Below are 14,407 nucleotides of genomic sequence, written 5' to 3' on the forward strand. Positions count from 1 at the left end.
CACCAACGTGAATGTCAAGCGGTATCATGCAGCGCACCAATATTCCCAATTCTGACCTTCCAGATGCTGTCAGTCCCAATTCAGGGGTTAATTTGGTTTGGCTGGCTCCTTTTTTGTTAGCGCTTGCTTGGTTTTGGGCTAATATCTCGGCAGTTAAGTGGCTGTTATCCTCGCTTGTTGAGATACCCACACTGTACAAGATAGTAATTGCTTTTTTGATTGTAGCATTAGTAGTGCGATCGAGCGGGAACTCCGTTAGCGCAGCCCTCGAAGAGGATCGTCCGCCTGGATTTTCGCCCAATTTCGTTTTGAGGCGATATCCGCTGCTGTTGATGTTGGGTGCGGGTATTTGCTCGATCGCCCTTCAGTGCATAATTGATATCAAACAAATTACTGTCCTGCTATTTATCCTAGGAACTTACGGGCTGTGCGGCTTATTGGTGGAGCCGAACTTTTGGCGAAAAAACTTGCCAGTTGCGGGCTTGCTGGCTTGTATTTTACCATTCAACAGTCAGTTGAATAGCGGCTTAGGTTTGCCGGCGCGAGTAGTGACTGCTCAAGTAGTAGAACAGTTGCTCTCAATGCTGCAAGTTGGGGCTATTTCTTCTTACGATATTATCGTTTTGGAAAACGGTATCGCTCACATTGACGTGCCTTGTAGCGGCATTAAAACTCTCTTAGTGGGAACGCTATTTTTGCTGGCTGCTACCTGGCTGGAAAAGCGTAAATTGAGTTTAAAATGGCTGGCAGTATGCGCTGCTAACTTCTTAATGTTGTTGTCTGCTAACGCTTTGCGGGTTGCCGTGTTAGTGCTTGTCGCCCAAGTTTTCCAACAGCCCACCTATGCAGAAATCCTGCACGTACCCCTGGGAATTGTGGGTTTAATCTGCGCTTGCTTCTTAAGTTGGTTGATGCTGCAAAAAGTTCCAAAATTTCAAGAAACAAAAGAAACTGATTTTAACTCGCAACGGGATTTAGAAATACTCAAAAATCAGCCTCTCGCTAAGCCTGGACTAATTGTGGCGGTGGCTGTTTTGGGTGCAATTTCTCAATTGTATCATGTAGAAAGTGAAAAATTAGCGATCGCCCCCCTGAAATTTCCCGAACAAATTGTATCCGAATCAATCCCGCTGAATGCCAGCGAACAAAAATTCTTTGGCAATTACCCAGACACCCAAACAGAAAAAAAGAGATTTGTCTCAGGCAACTTGCGCGGTTCCATGCTCACAGTAGCGAGCACATCTTGGCAGACTTATCACGCACCCGAGCTGTGTTTTATAGCCAGCGGTATCCCCGTCAATCGAATAGAAAGAAAACAGCTAACTCCTGCTGTAACGGCGCGCTGGCTGTCTCTCAAAGACAACCAACTATCTGCTGCCTACTGGCTGCAATCGGCCCAGCAAACTACAGATAACTTCTTGTCCCGCATCGGCAGCGACATCACTCAAAAAAATCATACTTGGGTGCTAGTTTCCATTCTATTTGATAGTTCGGTAAACCCCGCAAGTTCTGAAATAAAAAAATTCGCTAATACTGTACACAGTGCCGTCAATTATAGCTTAAAAAGAGGCCAAAATGAAAAGATTAAAACTGGTATTTAATATAATTTTTCAGTCAATTTTTTGGCTGTGGAACCTGACATTTTTATCAATTGTTTATCTAGGGATTTTGCCCGTTTTAGGAATTCCCTTAATCCAAGCCACAATAGACGGAATTATCCCCCTTGAATTTTTCTTAACCCTAACAGCACTGATAGCAATACCGACAATATCTACCAGAATCGGATTCAGAACTTTTAGGAATCAACCCTTACAGCTAATGCGATTGTTTTACGGAGTAGAAACGCCCTTATTTTTGCTCTGCTTACTCAGATTATTTCTGCTGCGAGAGCTGAATCCTGCTAGTTCTCAAATCATCGCTACTCTTGCTTTGTGCATTGCAGCATTTTTAGTGGAAATGCTGTACGGATATCTAGGGAAAATAGAAAATGTTCAAAACATTTCAGATTCCCAAACTTCCCATAACAAACAGCATCGTTTTATAAGCTTAATTGGAGAAAAGCAAAGTGCATGGTTGCAATTATCCTGCCACAGTTTAATGCTAGTAGTTGGTATTTGGGCGGCAACATTGCTGATGTTTTACGCTCTACCAGTAGGATTATTTACAGTTGCGGGATTTTTCACTTTAGTCATTGAATTTTTCAAATTTACATGGGTATCACCATTTCTGGAGATGTTTAAATACGGGGCGTGGGCATCGGCTTTAATTTGGATACCGCTATCCTTTATCTTGTTTGGTTTAACCTGTAGCTTATTCGTGGTTATGCCTTCGCTGTACGGCTTTCTCTACATTCATTCCGGGCGGAAAATATGGCATAGTTTTGCTGCACAATATGGGAAAAATAAAGCGATAATTGGAAGTTTGGGAGTCATAGCAGCGTGGCTGGCTATTTTCTCCGCTTTGCAGCAGCAGCCACAAGTTGCAGCAATGAAAATGCTGGCGACTCCCCCCGCAAATGACACGGTTCGCCAAACTTTATTAGCCAAGTCTAATATGATTCGATCGGGCTTAGTTAACGCTTATTTGTCCCCTTACCGCTACCTCAGCACTGTGAGCGAAAACAACCACATTTATGAGATATACAAAAATACTTTGAATTTTCCTGAAGCAGCCGCTCAGACAGTGCAGAACAGCTATAATTTTTTAATGTCGCCGTTTTTGTATCAAGGCTCTAGTGCTGATGTGGAAAAAGCAGAAAAACTCTACGGTCAATTCTTCGATACCGAACTGCAAAAAGGGGACACAGAATCAGTAAAACACGCGGTGCAGTCAACATTTAACCGAGAAGAAGCTAAAGCTGGTTTGCTGAATGTCAATGAGGAAAAGGTATGGTTGCAGTCGCAAGAAGTTACAGTCAAAGAAAACGGCGATTGGGCTGATGTTCAACTCTACGAAGTTTACAAAAATCAAACAACAAACTTGCAAGAAGTATTCTACTACTTTTCCTTGCCGGAAAGCGCCGCAGTGACAGGAATTTGGCTGGGAGATACTGGGGATTTGAAAAAGCGTTTTGTATTTACTGTATCGCCTCGCGGTGCCGCCCAGCAAGTCTACAACGAACAGGTAGCAGAAAGAGTCGATCCGGCTTTGCTAGAACAAATTGGCCCAAAACAATACCGCTTGCGGGCTTTTCCAATCCCGGCTAAACGAGAATTAACCCAAACTGACGGGCCAACGGAAATGCACCTGTGGCTTACTTACAAAGTCATGCGGCAGCCGCAGGGTTGGGCTATGCCTGTTTTGGCTGAGAAACGCAACATTTTTTGGAACCAAAATACTCGCCGCACGATCGCCGGAAAAGAGGTAAAATACAGCGGGAAAGAAGCAAGAGAAACTTGGCTGCCACCCTTTTTGCCCGCAGCCGCACAGCAACCTCTAACAGCGCAGCAGGCGGTTCTACCGGGAGGAAATATCATTTCTGCTAAGCCGCTGGCTGATGCAAATTACTCGCTACCGCAAGGCAAAAAGTTGGCAGTGATTCTCGATACTTCCCGCAGCATGGCGGCGGAAAGTAAGCAAGTCAAAGATACTTTTGAATGGTTGAAAGCTAATGCAGCAGCCAAAAATGCTGTTGATTTGTATGTCGCCAGCGCTGCGGGAATGCCGCCTAAGTTGGTGGAAGATGTACGCAATTTCGATGCGGCAAAGGTGACGTTTTACGGTACGATCCAGCTCAAAGATATGCTGCAACAATTTGCACAGTTGCGGGGCGATAAAATTTACGATACTGTATTTGTAGTGACCGATCGCCACAGTTACGAATTGTCAGACGATCGCCAACCTAAAGTTTCCATCTCTGCACCGCTGTGGACAGTGCATTTGGGAGGTTTGCCCCCCGGCTACGACGACTCAACTTTAAAGGTGATTCAAGATAGCGGCGGTGGAGTTGCTACGGATATGAAAGAGGCGATGCAGCGAGTGGCGACGACAGCAGCTTCGGGCAAATCTACAGTTAGCGTTGTTGATGGCTATGCTTGGAGTTATGCCAAAACCCCGCAGTCGAAAAAAACCGCAAAATCGGCGGCAGTTGCAGAGTCAAAAGATGCCGGAAATGAAGGCTTTAAACCGATAGCGGCGCGGCAGTTGATAACTGCACTTAGCAAACAGAAAAGTTCAAATCAATTGACGCAACTGGATGCGATGCACGCAGTAGCTAAAAATTTCAAAGTGGTGACGCCTTATTCTTCGATGATTGTGTTAGTTAATGACGCGCAAAGGGAGCAACTCAAACAAGCAGAAGCTAAGAGCGATCGATTTGACAGAGAGGTAGAATCCGGTAAGGAGGAGTTAACTAAGCCGAACAATCCTCTCAACGTTTCGGGGGTTCCTGAACCGGAAGAATGGCTGCTGTTGGCGGTAGGTGCGATCGGGCTTTTGGTGATTTTCCTCCGTCAGCGGCGCGCGAAAATGGTAGGTTGAAAGCGACTCCCTCGATGGTTCGGCGGTTGAAACCGCTACTACAAAAACAAAGTCTGCCTCCGCAGACTAACAGAGTGAGGGGGTATTTAAGCCGGACTTGATATCACATATTAATTTACAGTCGTCTTGAGACGACTTTAGCTATGAGACAGGGGTTTAAACCCCTGTCGGACTTAACGAATAACGAATAACTAATCTATTTCTACAAAAACGCGATCGCCCTCAATCTTTACCGGATAAGATTCCAGGGAATCGGCGGGTGCATTCAAACATTTACCGCTATCTAACTTGTACTGATACTTATGGAACGGACAGGTAATGATACCGCCGCTTACCTTACCCATGTCGATCGGATATTCTAAATGAGTGCAAGCATTGCGGTAACAAGTGACATTCATGCCTTGACGATTCAAAATCAGCGAAGTACCCTCAACTTTTACCTTCAAAATATCCCATTCGGGAACTTGATTTAGCGCTGTTATCTCTACCCACATATAATCTTTCTCGGTTTAAATAGATTATTGCAAACTAATGATCGATCGCCCGAAAGGCATAGTGAACAACGAGCGATCGCGGTCTAATTCTAACGCCAACACCTCTTAAAGTCTGAATAGACTGTACAAGCTGTTGGCAGTAATTCACGCCCGCAAAGAATGTTATATCACCCCTACAGCCGCAGGTAGCGCATGAGAATGCTCATAACTTCACCGGGCTTTTGGGCAGGTTGCAGCGGGCTCCACTCGCTGACAGAGGCAAAACCCAAACAGTAAAGGATGTGAATGATACTCCTCACCGCTTTGGGAGAACCTATCAGCAGGATTTTGACCGGTTCTCGATCGGGTTGCGGAGGCTCCGCGACAGTTACAGTCGCTGTAGCAGTATCGGTTGCTGGGGCATTTGTAAGGAAGTTTTTCGGCATAAGCGTTTTTGTTTTTGCAGTGAACGATTGTGTTGCCTAGAAGCAACACAATCGTTCTATCCTCAATGTTGCCTAGAAGCAACATTTACGAAGAGATCGCCCTCTGAGACAATCTGAGGCATGGGAAAAGCAGGCAAAGCACTCAAGCAAGTGCTGGAAACTTATAACATCAGTCAAAATCGCTTGGCTGTGACAATGGGGGTAGCACGTTCCAACATTCATCGTTGGGTCAATGAAAGTAGAGATCCCGTAGCAGAGGCAGTGTTGGACATTCGGAAAGCACTATCGCAAATTAATCCGCAGGCATCAGCAGATTTCATTCGTTTGTATTTAGATGATTTGGAGGAAAAACTCGAAGAGTAATAATGTCAACAATCTTTACTTAGCTGCGAGCTTCTGAGAACATAGAAGCCATGAGTAAGGCAGGAAAGGCGCTGAAGCAGGTTTTAGAAACCTATGGCATCAGCCAAAATCAATTGGCAGCGATTATGGGCATTGGACGATCGAGCATTAACCGTTGGGTTAACGAGAATAGAGATCCGGCATCTGAAGCGGTTCTAGAGATTCGCAAGGGATTACAGCAAATTAATCCACAGGCATCAGCAGATTTCATTCGTTTGTATTTAGATGATTTGGAGGAAAAACTCGAAGAGTAATAATACGGGCGATCGGGTGATCGCCTCCCGTGCCACCTATGCTTAAAATAGACTCAACAAATAGCTGACAATATATAATCTTTCTCGCTTTAAATAAATTCTCACAAACTAATTGGCGATCGCCCTTGAATGCAGCAAGGGCGATCGGTGCCACACTCTCCACACTTCAGAACCTAACCGTTTTCCTCGCCATTTCCCAGGTACAACCTGACGAATTCATCAGCCGCCTGCCGATTGAATGTCTGCAACGCTTGCTTAATCGCAAATACCGCCTCGGCAGATGGGTCTCGTTCTTCGCTCACCCAACGGCTAACGTTTGAGCGATCGATTTCCATCTTTGCCGCCAATTGATATTGACTGATATCGTGTGCCTCTAATATTTTTTTGAGGGCTTTACCGGCTCTTCCCATGCTCCCGATTGTGTCAGAGAGTCATGCTCCTGTAAACGTTGCTAATTGTCATCTAATGCGCTACACAAAGGTAGGAGCGATCGCCTCCGATGCCAGTTATGCTTGAGATAGACTAAACAAATAGCGATCGTGGACATTAACCAGCAAAAAGAACAGTTCAGTTATGCGTATATTTATGCAGTTGCTGCCTCGGCTGGCTACTCCTTCCAGATAGCAGCTAGACCATTAGATTTTGACGGCATCGATATCATTCTTGCTGGCGGTATGGGAAGTGGAATTATTCGATATCCCCGACTTGAACTCCAGGTAAAATGCACATCTAGGGATGTGATTGGACAGGAAGCAATTAGATATCCGCTCGAAGTCAAGAACTACAATGACTTGAAAGTAGAAAATATTCAGACTCCCCGACTGTTAATCCTTGTAGTCGTACCCGACAATTTAGACAATTGGCTAATCCAATCTCAACAGGAACTTTGCCTGAAATATTGCGGTTATTGGGTTTCTCTGCGAGGTCAACACCCAACCCTGAATCAAACCACTGTTACAATTTCCATACCCAGACAGAATATTTTTAATGTAAAAGCTCTTACCACCCTCATGCAGCTAATAGAAGCAGGCGAAACCCTATGATAGTCACCGTTCGAGATCCCGAAATTCTCAAAAATCTACAGCCCGAAATTGTGCGTACTTACCTCGAAACGCATTGCTGGCAAGAAGTGCGACAAATTGACGATAAAGCTTCTCTCTGGAATCGCCACAGCGAAACCTCAGAAGAGTTAGAGATTCTGCTACCATTAAAACCAGAATTTTTAGACTTTCCCCGCCGGATGGCTGAAGTTTTACAAACCCTAGAAATTGCTGAAAATCGTTCCCAGCTCGAAATTCTCAGCAATCTCTTGACATCAGCTCCTAACATTACCATTCAAGGCATAGTCACCAACTTGCAAGAAGGAGCAGCCACCGGAAAATTAACTTTGACAGGCGTTATTGTTGGCAAGCTGCGGCGTATTCAGTTAGAACTAGCAGAACCAGTCTACGAACTGGCAGTCAAAGCTTATCAAGCCCGAATTCCGGTTATTTGTCAAGGCAATTTAGTTAAACAAGGTCGCTCTTTTTTACTGCAAAATACCCATCACTTTACATTAGACTTAGACGCATGGTTGGAGTGAGCGCGATGCTTACGGATGAATCTGACTCAAAATCACTCTCAACCGATCGTAATCATCCTTCAGCAAAACACTCAAACTCCTCCCCGCTTCCACCAACCAAGATCGATCGCGCATCCGCAACTGATAAATCTCCCGAATCGCCGCCGCCGTCAGCGCATCCACCGGCGCATTAGCCACCCCCAGCAGCGTCCTCAAAAAATCCAACTGCACCGTAAAATCAATCACCTCATCCGGTTCGCAGCGATAAACCGCCTGGTGAATTTGCGGCGGGCGCGGCGGCAAATACTGATAAATTTTACCCCTCGATGGGCCGTGACCGTTCAACCTTTCCGGCGCAGCCTCAAACCCCACAATCGCCACTCGAAACTCGGTTTTGAGCATCGCAAAAATCTGCGGTTGTTCCTCCCGCAACTCTTCCAGCGACAAACCCAAAGCGCGAGCTCTGTGCACCGAGTCGATCGGGCTAGTCGTAGCGTAATAAACCACGCCGTAGATTTGATTTTTCGACTCTTCATCCTCGGCCTTCACCCAACTCCCAAAAGGCGGCATCACGGGAAAACTCAAGTCTTCCGGTTCCAAACATTGAGCCAAAAACTCCGAAGTTGCCGTCTCGATCACCTCAGCAATGCGATCGGGATGGCGCTCTTTTGTAGCAAATTGGGGTAAAGGTAAACGCATAGTTTTAATGATTAGTCATTAGTCATCAGTCATCAGTCATCAGTCATTAGTCATTAGTCATTAGTCAAGGTTCTTCAGTTAGTAGCCTGGTCATGGGTACTTTACCAATTACAAATTACACATTACCCATGACCAATGACTAATGACCGCTGACTATTTCACGCGGCCAGCCGTAGCATCAACAAGTTCCAACTGCGACAGCCGGAAGGTGATCAGCTTGTCCCAATTCCCGCCTTCAAACAGTACCGCTACTTTCCCGTCGCTAACTCGCTGGACTTGTCCTTGAAAGGTGTAGTAAATCTCACCCTTATCTTTAACTCGAACTGCCGAACCTGGAAAAATCATAATTCTTTGAATGTTAAGTTGGCTGTTTATAGCTTACCGTTTCTCGTTTCTAGTTCCCAAGCAGAGCCTGAGAACTAGGCAAATCTTCGTCAACAGGAAAACACGAGGCAAAGCCCAGAAACGAGAGTTTGTTAGGCTAAGGCTGCTACGGAAACTTTACCCGCAATGCGACCCGCGATCGCCCGCAACTCTCTAGCGGAAGCAGAACCCGGTTGTCCCACCACGATCGGCACCCCAGAATCGCCACCTTCCCGCAACGGAATTTCCAGCGGAATGCGGCCTAACAGCGGCACTCCCAACTCAGCAGCAGTCTTTTCCCCGCCGCCGGAACCGAAAATATCGTATTGCTTGTCTGGCATATCCGGCGGCACAAAATAGCTCATGTTTTCCACAATTCCCAACACCGACACACCCAACTGCTGGAACATCTTTAACCCCTTGCGGGAGTCCAACAAAGCCACAGTCTGCGGCGTCGTCACGATCACGACACCAGCCATCGGCACCGCTTGCGCCATTGTCAACTGCGCGTCTCCAGTACCCGGAGGCATATCGACAATCAAATAGTCTAAATCGCCCCAATTCACCTGATAGAGGAATTGCCGAATGATCCCGTTTAACATCGGGCCGCGCCAAATTACGGGCTGGTCTTTGTCAATTAAAAACGCCATCGACACCAATTTGACGCCGTAATTAAACGCGGGTTCGAGGCTTTCCCCGCTTTTTCCGTCCCTAACCATCACTTTCGCGTCCCCCAGACCCAACATGGTCGGGTCGTTGGGCCCATAGATATCCGCATCCAGCAAACCCACCTTAGCGCCGGTTTGCGCCAGCGCTACTGCCACGTTTACCGCCACCGTGCTTTTGCCGACGCCGCCTTTGCCACTGGATATTGCGATAATATTTTTCACTCCTTCAATGCCTTGGCGATCGACCACTCCCTTCTGCTGTGGCGTCTCGGCTGTCACCTCCACCGCCACTTTTTCGACTCCTGGCAACTGTTTGACCGCTTTTTGGCAATCTTCGACAATAAATTCTCGCAGCGGGCAAGCAGGCGTTGTCAGCACTAAAGTAAAGCTGACGACACCGCCGTCAATTTTGATGTTACGAATCATGTTCAATTCCACCAAACTCTTTTGAAGTTCGGGGTCTTGCACGGGTCGCAGGATTTCTAAGACTGAACTGACATCGAGTGTCTTGGGCATTGTGTTCTCCACCATAGCTCTGCAATTGGGTTAGCGAATTTTCGATCGCAGGTTTAAGTATATTTTTATTGCTATTTTTTAATGTAACTTCATAGCGATCATTTGCAGACCTGCGGTGGCATAATTACATGACGACAGGATTTGGGACTCACGGTCAATCTCAAACTCAAATGCGATCGGCAAGAATTTCTACGACCGAAAGCAATTTGGTCACAATCCCCCAATTGATCCGTGGTCGCAATTCTTCAATCTAAAATCTAAAATCTAAAATCTAAAATCGGATGACAGTTTCTACAACACTTAAAACCGCCACTTCCCCGTTTTTGCCGCCCGCTGACTCTAGAGCTAGAGTCAGCCAATTTATGAAAAGCCTACAAGACGAAATTTGTCAATCCCTCGAACAGCTCGATGGCCTGGGCAAATTTCAAGAGGACTCTTGGGAACGCTCCGAAGGCGGCGGGGGACGTTCTCGCGTCATGCGGGAAGGCAATGTTTTTGAACAGGGGGGAGTCAATTTTTCCCAAGTCTGGGGCGAAAGTTTGCCGGCTTTGATTCTGGCAAAGCACCCAGAAGCTGCCGGTCACGATTTCTATGCAACGGGCACTTCGATGGTGCTGCACCCCCGCAATCCCTATTTGCCTACGGTTCACCTGAATTACCGCTATTTTGAGGCTGGGCCGATTTGGTGGTTTGGCGGCGGTGTCGATTTGACTCCTTATTACCCGTTGGCTGAGGATGCAGCTCATTTTCACAAAACTCTGAAAGCAGCTTGCGATCGCCACCATCCCGGATATTATCCGACATTTAAACTCTGGTGCGACGAATATTTCTACCTGCCTCACCGCCAAGAAACCCGCGGCGTGGGCGGCCTGTTTTTTGACTACCAAAGCGCTCAAGGCGCGCTTTACCGCGACCATCATGTCAAAGGCAAGGCCGCTGAGTGCAGCAACAACATTGGGGTGCCGGAACCTAGGACTTGGGAGTCGCTGTTCGCCTTCGTACAGGACTGCGGCCGGGCATTTTTGCCGGCTTACACCCCAATTGTGGAAAAGCACCGATCGAAAGAATACGGCGATCGCGAGCGTAATTTCCAACTTTACCGCCGCGGCCGTTACGTTGAATTTAACTTGGTGTACGATCGAGGCACGACCTTTGGCTTGCAAACCAACGGACGCACCGAATCGATTCTGATGTCCCTGCCGCCTTTGGTACGCTGGGAATACTGCTATGAGCCAGAACCCAACTCTCCAGAAGCCGAACTCTACTCCAAGTTCTTAAAACCGCAAGATTGGGCGAATTGGATGCCTCAGCAGTCACCGACCTGAGTTAAACTACTGGGACAGTAACCACCGCGATAGATAATAAATTTGAGGGAAGGGTCAGTGATTCATATTGATCAAAAAACCCACACGCTTCAAGACGGTACAACAGTTATCGTCTTAGCACCGACAGGACGGTTGGACATCACTACAGCTTGGCAATTCCGCCTCAAGTTGCAAGAGTGTATTTCCAAACTCAGCCGCCATGTCGTAGTGAATCTTGGTCAGGTTAACTTTATCGATAGTTCTGGCCTGACCTCACTTGTAGCAGGTATGCGGGATGCGGATAAAGTTAAGGGAAGTTTCCGCATTTGCAATGTTCATCCAGAAGCCAAACTGGTGTTTGAAGTCACCATGATGGATTCTGTGTTTGAAATCTTTGAAACGGAAGAAGAAGCTCTAGAGGGGGTGCCGCGCGCAAGTTGAGCACTCCTGCTGGCATCGGTTGCAGTGTCGCGGGTAATTTAAGCTTGAGACTCAGAAGCGCGCAGAAACCCAGCAGAAGAACAGGAAGCAGGTAAATTTTTGCCTGCTTCCTTCTGCCTTATTCCTTTCTTGAAAGGTTGAAACATTCACCAAAACACTAAAGTAGAAGAATATGTCAAGGTAAAGTCTTGCCTTCTGTCCTAGATAACTAAATCTTTCTTCCTTCTTTCTTGTTGCTTTGTGGTTCAACCCAATATCTCAGCAGCAAAATCCTGACGCTTGACAAATCTAAAAGGGCCCATTAAGGCTCCCCAGATAGCCTTGCCTGTCGTGGGGCTGATTCCTTTGTCGTAGCTGAGAAATTCCTCGCCTGCAGCTTCAAACCCCAAGTCTACTTGGTAATTTTGCCCCCCGTAGGCAAAGCCGCAGCGAGTGCCCTCCGGCAAAGATGCCCGAAACCGATAGCCGTTTGAGGCTACATTTTGCACCCCAACCGAGAGGGTGCAGCCGGGGAGGAGTTGGATTTGCTCCTTCGTTAGCTTTCCAAGCAAGTCGGGGTTGCAACCGGCTCCTTTGACGGCTTCAATGTCGTGGAACATATAATACTGAGCTTCTATAAGTCCCGGCGCTATCTGTGAGTGCCTCAGTTGCACGATGCGGGGGCGGTATGGCTTGTCTAATTCCAGAATGTTGGCTTGTTCGGCAAACAGAGTAATGCTGGGTTCGGAAAAAAGAGGAACGGGTACGGGTCTTTGCCACAAACGAAGGTGGACGTACCAAGCCGGGTCTGCTAGCGCTTGTTCCCGGTTGTCAAATTCGCCCGCCATGTACTGGGCTAAAGCTCTTAATTCAGGAGAAATTGTCATGTTTGTTTGATTTTTCAGGTTCATGGCTTGACAGAAAAAACTTATTGTGATATGGGTTGCGATCTCTGGGCTGCGCAAGTCAGAAGATTAGATTTATGAGCGATCCCAGAAGAGCTATGATTGTAAAGATACTGGGGTTTGGCTCTCGTAGTGCGACAGATTAATTGTTGCTGCCGATCGGGCGTAAAATATTTTTGATAAAATTTTGTCTCGCAAGGAGGCGGCAACGCTTAAAAAACTGGCAATTTTTGTCAGCCAGATCGCAGAAAGACTCCCCCGACTTTACTCACGCCGCGCTGGCACGCCCGCTGCGGCAAAATTATTTATCTATAAGACTCAGGTGAACAATAACCGTACTGTTTCAGATACTAAGCGAAGTTTCTATACGATTCACACTCGACCGATCAACTCAATTTACCGTCGAGTGGTGGAAGAGTTGATGGTAGAAATGCACTTGCTTTCGGCAAATGCCGATTTTCAATACGACCCGATTTATGCTTTGGGTGTAGTGACAGCTTTCGATCGATTCATGCTCGGGTACGCCCCAGAAGCAGACAGAGTTTCGATTTTTAACGCTTTGTGCAAGTCCCTAGAAGACGATCCAGATCGCTACAAACAAGACGCTCAAAGATTGGAAAGCTTGGCGGAGCGACTTTCCGGGCAAGAGTTGCTCTCGTGGCTCGATCGCTCGACCAGCTTTGAAGATACAGCGGATTTGCAAGCGTCTTTAGGGGCGATCGCCAGCAACCCTCAATTTAAGTACAGCCGCTTGTTTGCGATCGGTTTGTTCTCCCTGTTAGAAAAAGCTGACCCCGACTTGGTAAAAAACCAAGAAACGCGAAACGGCGCGATCGCCAAAGTCTGTGCAGCATTGCACCTCCCAGAAGACAAAGTTAGCAAAGATTTAGATTTGTACCGCAGCAATTTGGAAAAAATGGCTCAAGCGCGAATAGTGCTTCAAGATGTCATCCAAGCGGAACGAAAAAAACGCGAAAAACGAGAGACAAAAGTTACCGTCGGCCCCTTGGGTGACTCTTCTGACAGCAACAATTAATTGTTTGAAAGAAGAAGGAAGTTCGGCAACGGATGTAACGGATGTCAGGAACAAGGAAGAAGGAAGAGGGAGTTTTTTATTTTTTACATCAAAGAAAAACTCTTAAATTTTAATTTTTTTTCTTGAATTCTGGCTTCTGTCTTGTGCGTTTAGATGTTGGTTGCTCAGAAACCAACTAAAAATCCCGCTTTCTGAATTGAGCGGGATCGACTTAACTAAAATAGAGCTTTTGGGGTGGTACTAAGGCTGCGGCTCAAAATTAGTGGCGTTAGCTTGCAGCCAAGTGCTTAGCTGTGAAAGAACTTCGTTTCCCGAAGACTTGCCCAAAGCTGTGGGGTTTGGGGTGTCGGGTCTGTCCAAGTTGCGGGCGATCGCTGCGTTGACTTCTTTGGAAATTAAATCGTGAAGTTGCTCTTTAGCCCTAGCCCTTTGAAAGTGAGCTCCCTCTTCCGTCGTAGCGTAAAGAGGTGGCAGCCTATTTAAAGCATAAGCTGCAATATCTCCCACATCCAGACTCAGGTCGCTCGTCGCCTCAATTTCGGCCACCCTAGCGATCGCATCGCTGAGCACCAACTCTTCCATCACGTTGATGAACTGTTTGCGTGGCAAAACCACAACTTCGCCAGTCAACAAAGAGCCCATCAGGCGATCGAGAGCCATGTACTCTTCGATCGACAATTCCGAAGCCGTATTGCATATCCGTCCCACCTCAGCTTCCATAGACGGCGTTAAATAGCCGTCTTGCAAAGCTTGTTCAACAATTTTTTCAATACTCATATATGCGTCCCCGCTCAACGGCATCATCAATAAAGTTTTGTGAAGACGCGATTGTTAGCGTCTTGAGATTCGAGTTTTGAGAGTTGAGTTGAGAAATTTTATAC

17 protein-coding genes are annotated in these 14,407 nt (G+C 46.8%); 9 read left to right on the forward strand and 8 right to left on the reverse strand.

The features are described from left to right. Positions 1 to 11: 11 nt before the first annotated feature. Both xrtO and QUA78_RS03435 read left to right on the forward strand, forming a co-directional pair. The gene (xrtO, locus tag QUA78_RS03430; RefSeq protein ID WP_333303316.1) at positions 12 to 1,601 is read left to right on the forward strand and encodes an exosortase O; all 1,590 of its coding nucleotides are present in this window, start codon (positions 12 to 14) and stop codon (positions 1,599 to 1,601) included. Further along, positions 1,576 to 4,479: a TIGR02921 family PEP-CTERM protein gene (locus QUA78_RS03435; protein ID WP_333303315.1), complete on the forward strand. Its 2,904-nt coding sequence runs from the start codon at positions 1,576 to 1,578 to the stop codon at positions 4,477 to 4,479. The genes xrtO and QUA78_RS03435 overlap by 26 nt, the downstream gene beginning before the upstream one ends. Before the next feature lie 191 nt (positions 4,480 to 4,670). Here the strand turns inward: QUA78_RS03435 and QUA78_RS03440 are convergent, their stop codons facing one another. After that, positions 4,671 to 4,973, reverse strand: a complete 303-nt coding sequence (locus tag QUA78_RS03440; RefSeq protein WP_333303314.1) for a Rieske (2Fe-2S) protein — start codon at positions 4,971 to 4,973, stop codon at positions 4,671 to 4,673. A gap of 173 nt (positions 4,974 to 5,146) precedes the next feature. After that, positions 5,147 to 5,398 carry a peptide ABC transporter substrate-binding protein gene (locus QUA78_RS03445; RefSeq protein ID WP_333303313.1) on the reverse strand — a complete coding sequence of 84 codons (252 nt, stop codon included), beginning with the start codon at positions 5,396 to 5,398 and terminating at the stop codon, positions 5,147 to 5,149. A 120-nt stretch (positions 5,399 to 5,518) separates the two neighbouring features. Here QUA78_RS03445 and QUA78_RS03450 point away from each other — a divergent pair, with 120 nt between their 5' ends. Both QUA78_RS03450 and QUA78_RS03455 read left to right on the forward strand, forming a co-directional pair. Further along, positions 5,519 to 5,761, forward strand: coding sequence for a helix-turn-helix transcriptional regulator (locus QUA78_RS03450; RefSeq protein WP_333303312.1), 243 nt, complete (start codon positions 5,519 to 5,521; stop codon positions 5,759 to 5,761). Positions 5,762 to 5,811: 50 nt separating this feature from the next. Then, complete coding sequence (locus QUA78_RS03455) at positions 5,812 to 6,054, forward strand: helix-turn-helix transcriptional regulator (RefSeq protein ID WP_333303311.1); 243 nt, start codon at positions 5,812 to 5,814, stop codon at positions 6,052 to 6,054. A gap of 173 nt (positions 6,055 to 6,227) precedes the next feature. Here QUA78_RS03455 and QUA78_RS03460 read toward each other — a convergent pair whose 3' ends face one another. Further along, entirely contained in the window at positions 6,228 to 6,464 is a 237-nt protein-coding gene (locus tag QUA78_RS03460; RefSeq protein WP_333303310.1) for a helix-turn-helix transcriptional regulator, read from the reverse strand. A 129-nt stretch (positions 6,465 to 6,593) separates the two neighbouring features. Between QUA78_RS03460 and QUA78_RS03465 the strand changes: the two genes are divergently transcribed. Together QUA78_RS03465 and QUA78_RS03470 are read left to right on the forward strand one after the other, a co-directional pair. After that, on the forward strand, positions 6,594 to 7,097 hold the full coding sequence (locus QUA78_RS03465; RefSeq protein ID WP_333303309.1) for a DUF4365 domain-containing protein: 504 nt from the start codon (positions 6,594 to 6,596) through the stop codon (positions 7,095 to 7,097). After that, the gene (locus tag QUA78_RS03470) at positions 7,094 to 7,636 is read left to right on the forward strand and encodes a hypothetical protein (protein ID WP_333303308.1); all 543 of its coding nucleotides are present in this window, start codon (positions 7,094 to 7,096) and stop codon (positions 7,634 to 7,636) included. Before QUA78_RS03465 ends, QUA78_RS03470 begins: the two co-directional genes overlap by 4 nt. Positions 7,637 to 7,645: 9 nt before the next feature. Here QUA78_RS03470 and QUA78_RS03475 read toward each other — a convergent pair whose 3' ends face one another. From QUA78_RS03475 to QUA78_RS03485, 3 genes are all read right to left on the reverse strand, one after another. Beyond that, positions 7,646 to 8,314, reverse strand: a complete 669-nt coding sequence (locus QUA78_RS03475) for an HAS-barrel domain-containing protein (RefSeq protein WP_332959789.1) — start codon at positions 8,312 to 8,314, stop codon at positions 7,646 to 7,648. Positions 8,315 to 8,467: 153 nt separating this feature from the next. Next, the gene (locus QUA78_RS03480; RefSeq protein WP_333135231.1) at positions 8,468 to 8,659 is read right to left on the reverse strand and encodes an NAD(P)H dehydrogenase subunit NdhS; all 192 of its coding nucleotides are present in this window, start codon (positions 8,657 to 8,659) and stop codon (positions 8,468 to 8,470) included. Positions 8,660 to 8,790: 131 nt separating this feature from the next. Further along, positions 8,791 to 9,861 carry an Mrp/NBP35 family ATP-binding protein gene (locus QUA78_RS03485; protein ID WP_333026460.1) on the reverse strand — a complete coding sequence of 357 codons (1,071 nt, stop codon included), beginning with the start codon at positions 9,859 to 9,861 and terminating at the stop codon, positions 8,791 to 8,793. Positions 9,862 to 10,142: 281 nt separating this feature from the next. On the opposite strand from QUA78_RS03485, the gene hemF reads away from it, so the two are divergent. Both hemF and QUA78_RS03495 read left to right on the forward strand, forming a co-directional pair. Next, the gene (gene hemF / locus QUA78_RS03490) at positions 10,143 to 11,186 is read left to right on the forward strand and encodes an oxygen-dependent coproporphyrinogen oxidase (protein WP_333398589.1); all 1,044 of its coding nucleotides are present in this window, start codon (positions 10,143 to 10,145) and stop codon (positions 11,184 to 11,186) included. Positions 11,187 to 11,243: 57 nt separating this feature from the next. Beyond that, entirely contained in the window at positions 11,244 to 11,606 is a 363-nt protein-coding gene (locus QUA78_RS03495; protein ID WP_006631392.1) for an STAS domain-containing protein, read from the forward strand. 245 nt (positions 11,607 to 11,851) lie between these two features. On the opposite strand, the gene QUA78_RS03500 is transcribed toward QUA78_RS03495, so the two are convergent. Further along, on the reverse strand, positions 11,852 to 12,472 hold the full coding sequence (locus QUA78_RS03500) for a chromophore lyase CpcT/CpeT (RefSeq protein WP_333305451.1): 621 nt from the start codon (positions 12,470 to 12,472) through the stop codon (positions 11,852 to 11,854). 340 nt (positions 12,473 to 12,812) lie between these two features. Here QUA78_RS03500 and psb29 point away from each other — a divergent pair, with 340 nt between their 5' ends. After that, positions 12,813 to 13,526, forward strand: a complete 714-nt coding sequence (gene psb29, locus QUA78_RS03505) for a photosystem II biogenesis protein Psp29 (protein WP_333305455.1) — start codon at positions 12,813 to 12,815, stop codon at positions 13,524 to 13,526. A 240-nt stretch (positions 13,527 to 13,766) separates the two neighbouring features. On the opposite strand, the gene QUA78_RS03510 is transcribed toward psb29, so the two are convergent. Further along, positions 13,767 to 14,303 (reverse strand): late competence development ComFB family protein, encoded by a 537-nt coding sequence (locus tag QUA78_RS03510; RefSeq protein ID WP_006631395.1) that lies wholly within the window; start codon positions 14,301 to 14,303, stop codon positions 13,767 to 13,769. Positions 14,304 to 14,407 lie beyond the last annotated feature (104 nt).

Origin of the sequence: Microcoleus sp. K4-B3 (assembly GCF_036704615.1) — a bacterium.
Lineage (GTDB): Bacteria > Cyanobacteriota > Cyanobacteriia > Cyanobacteriales > Microcoleaceae > Microcoleus.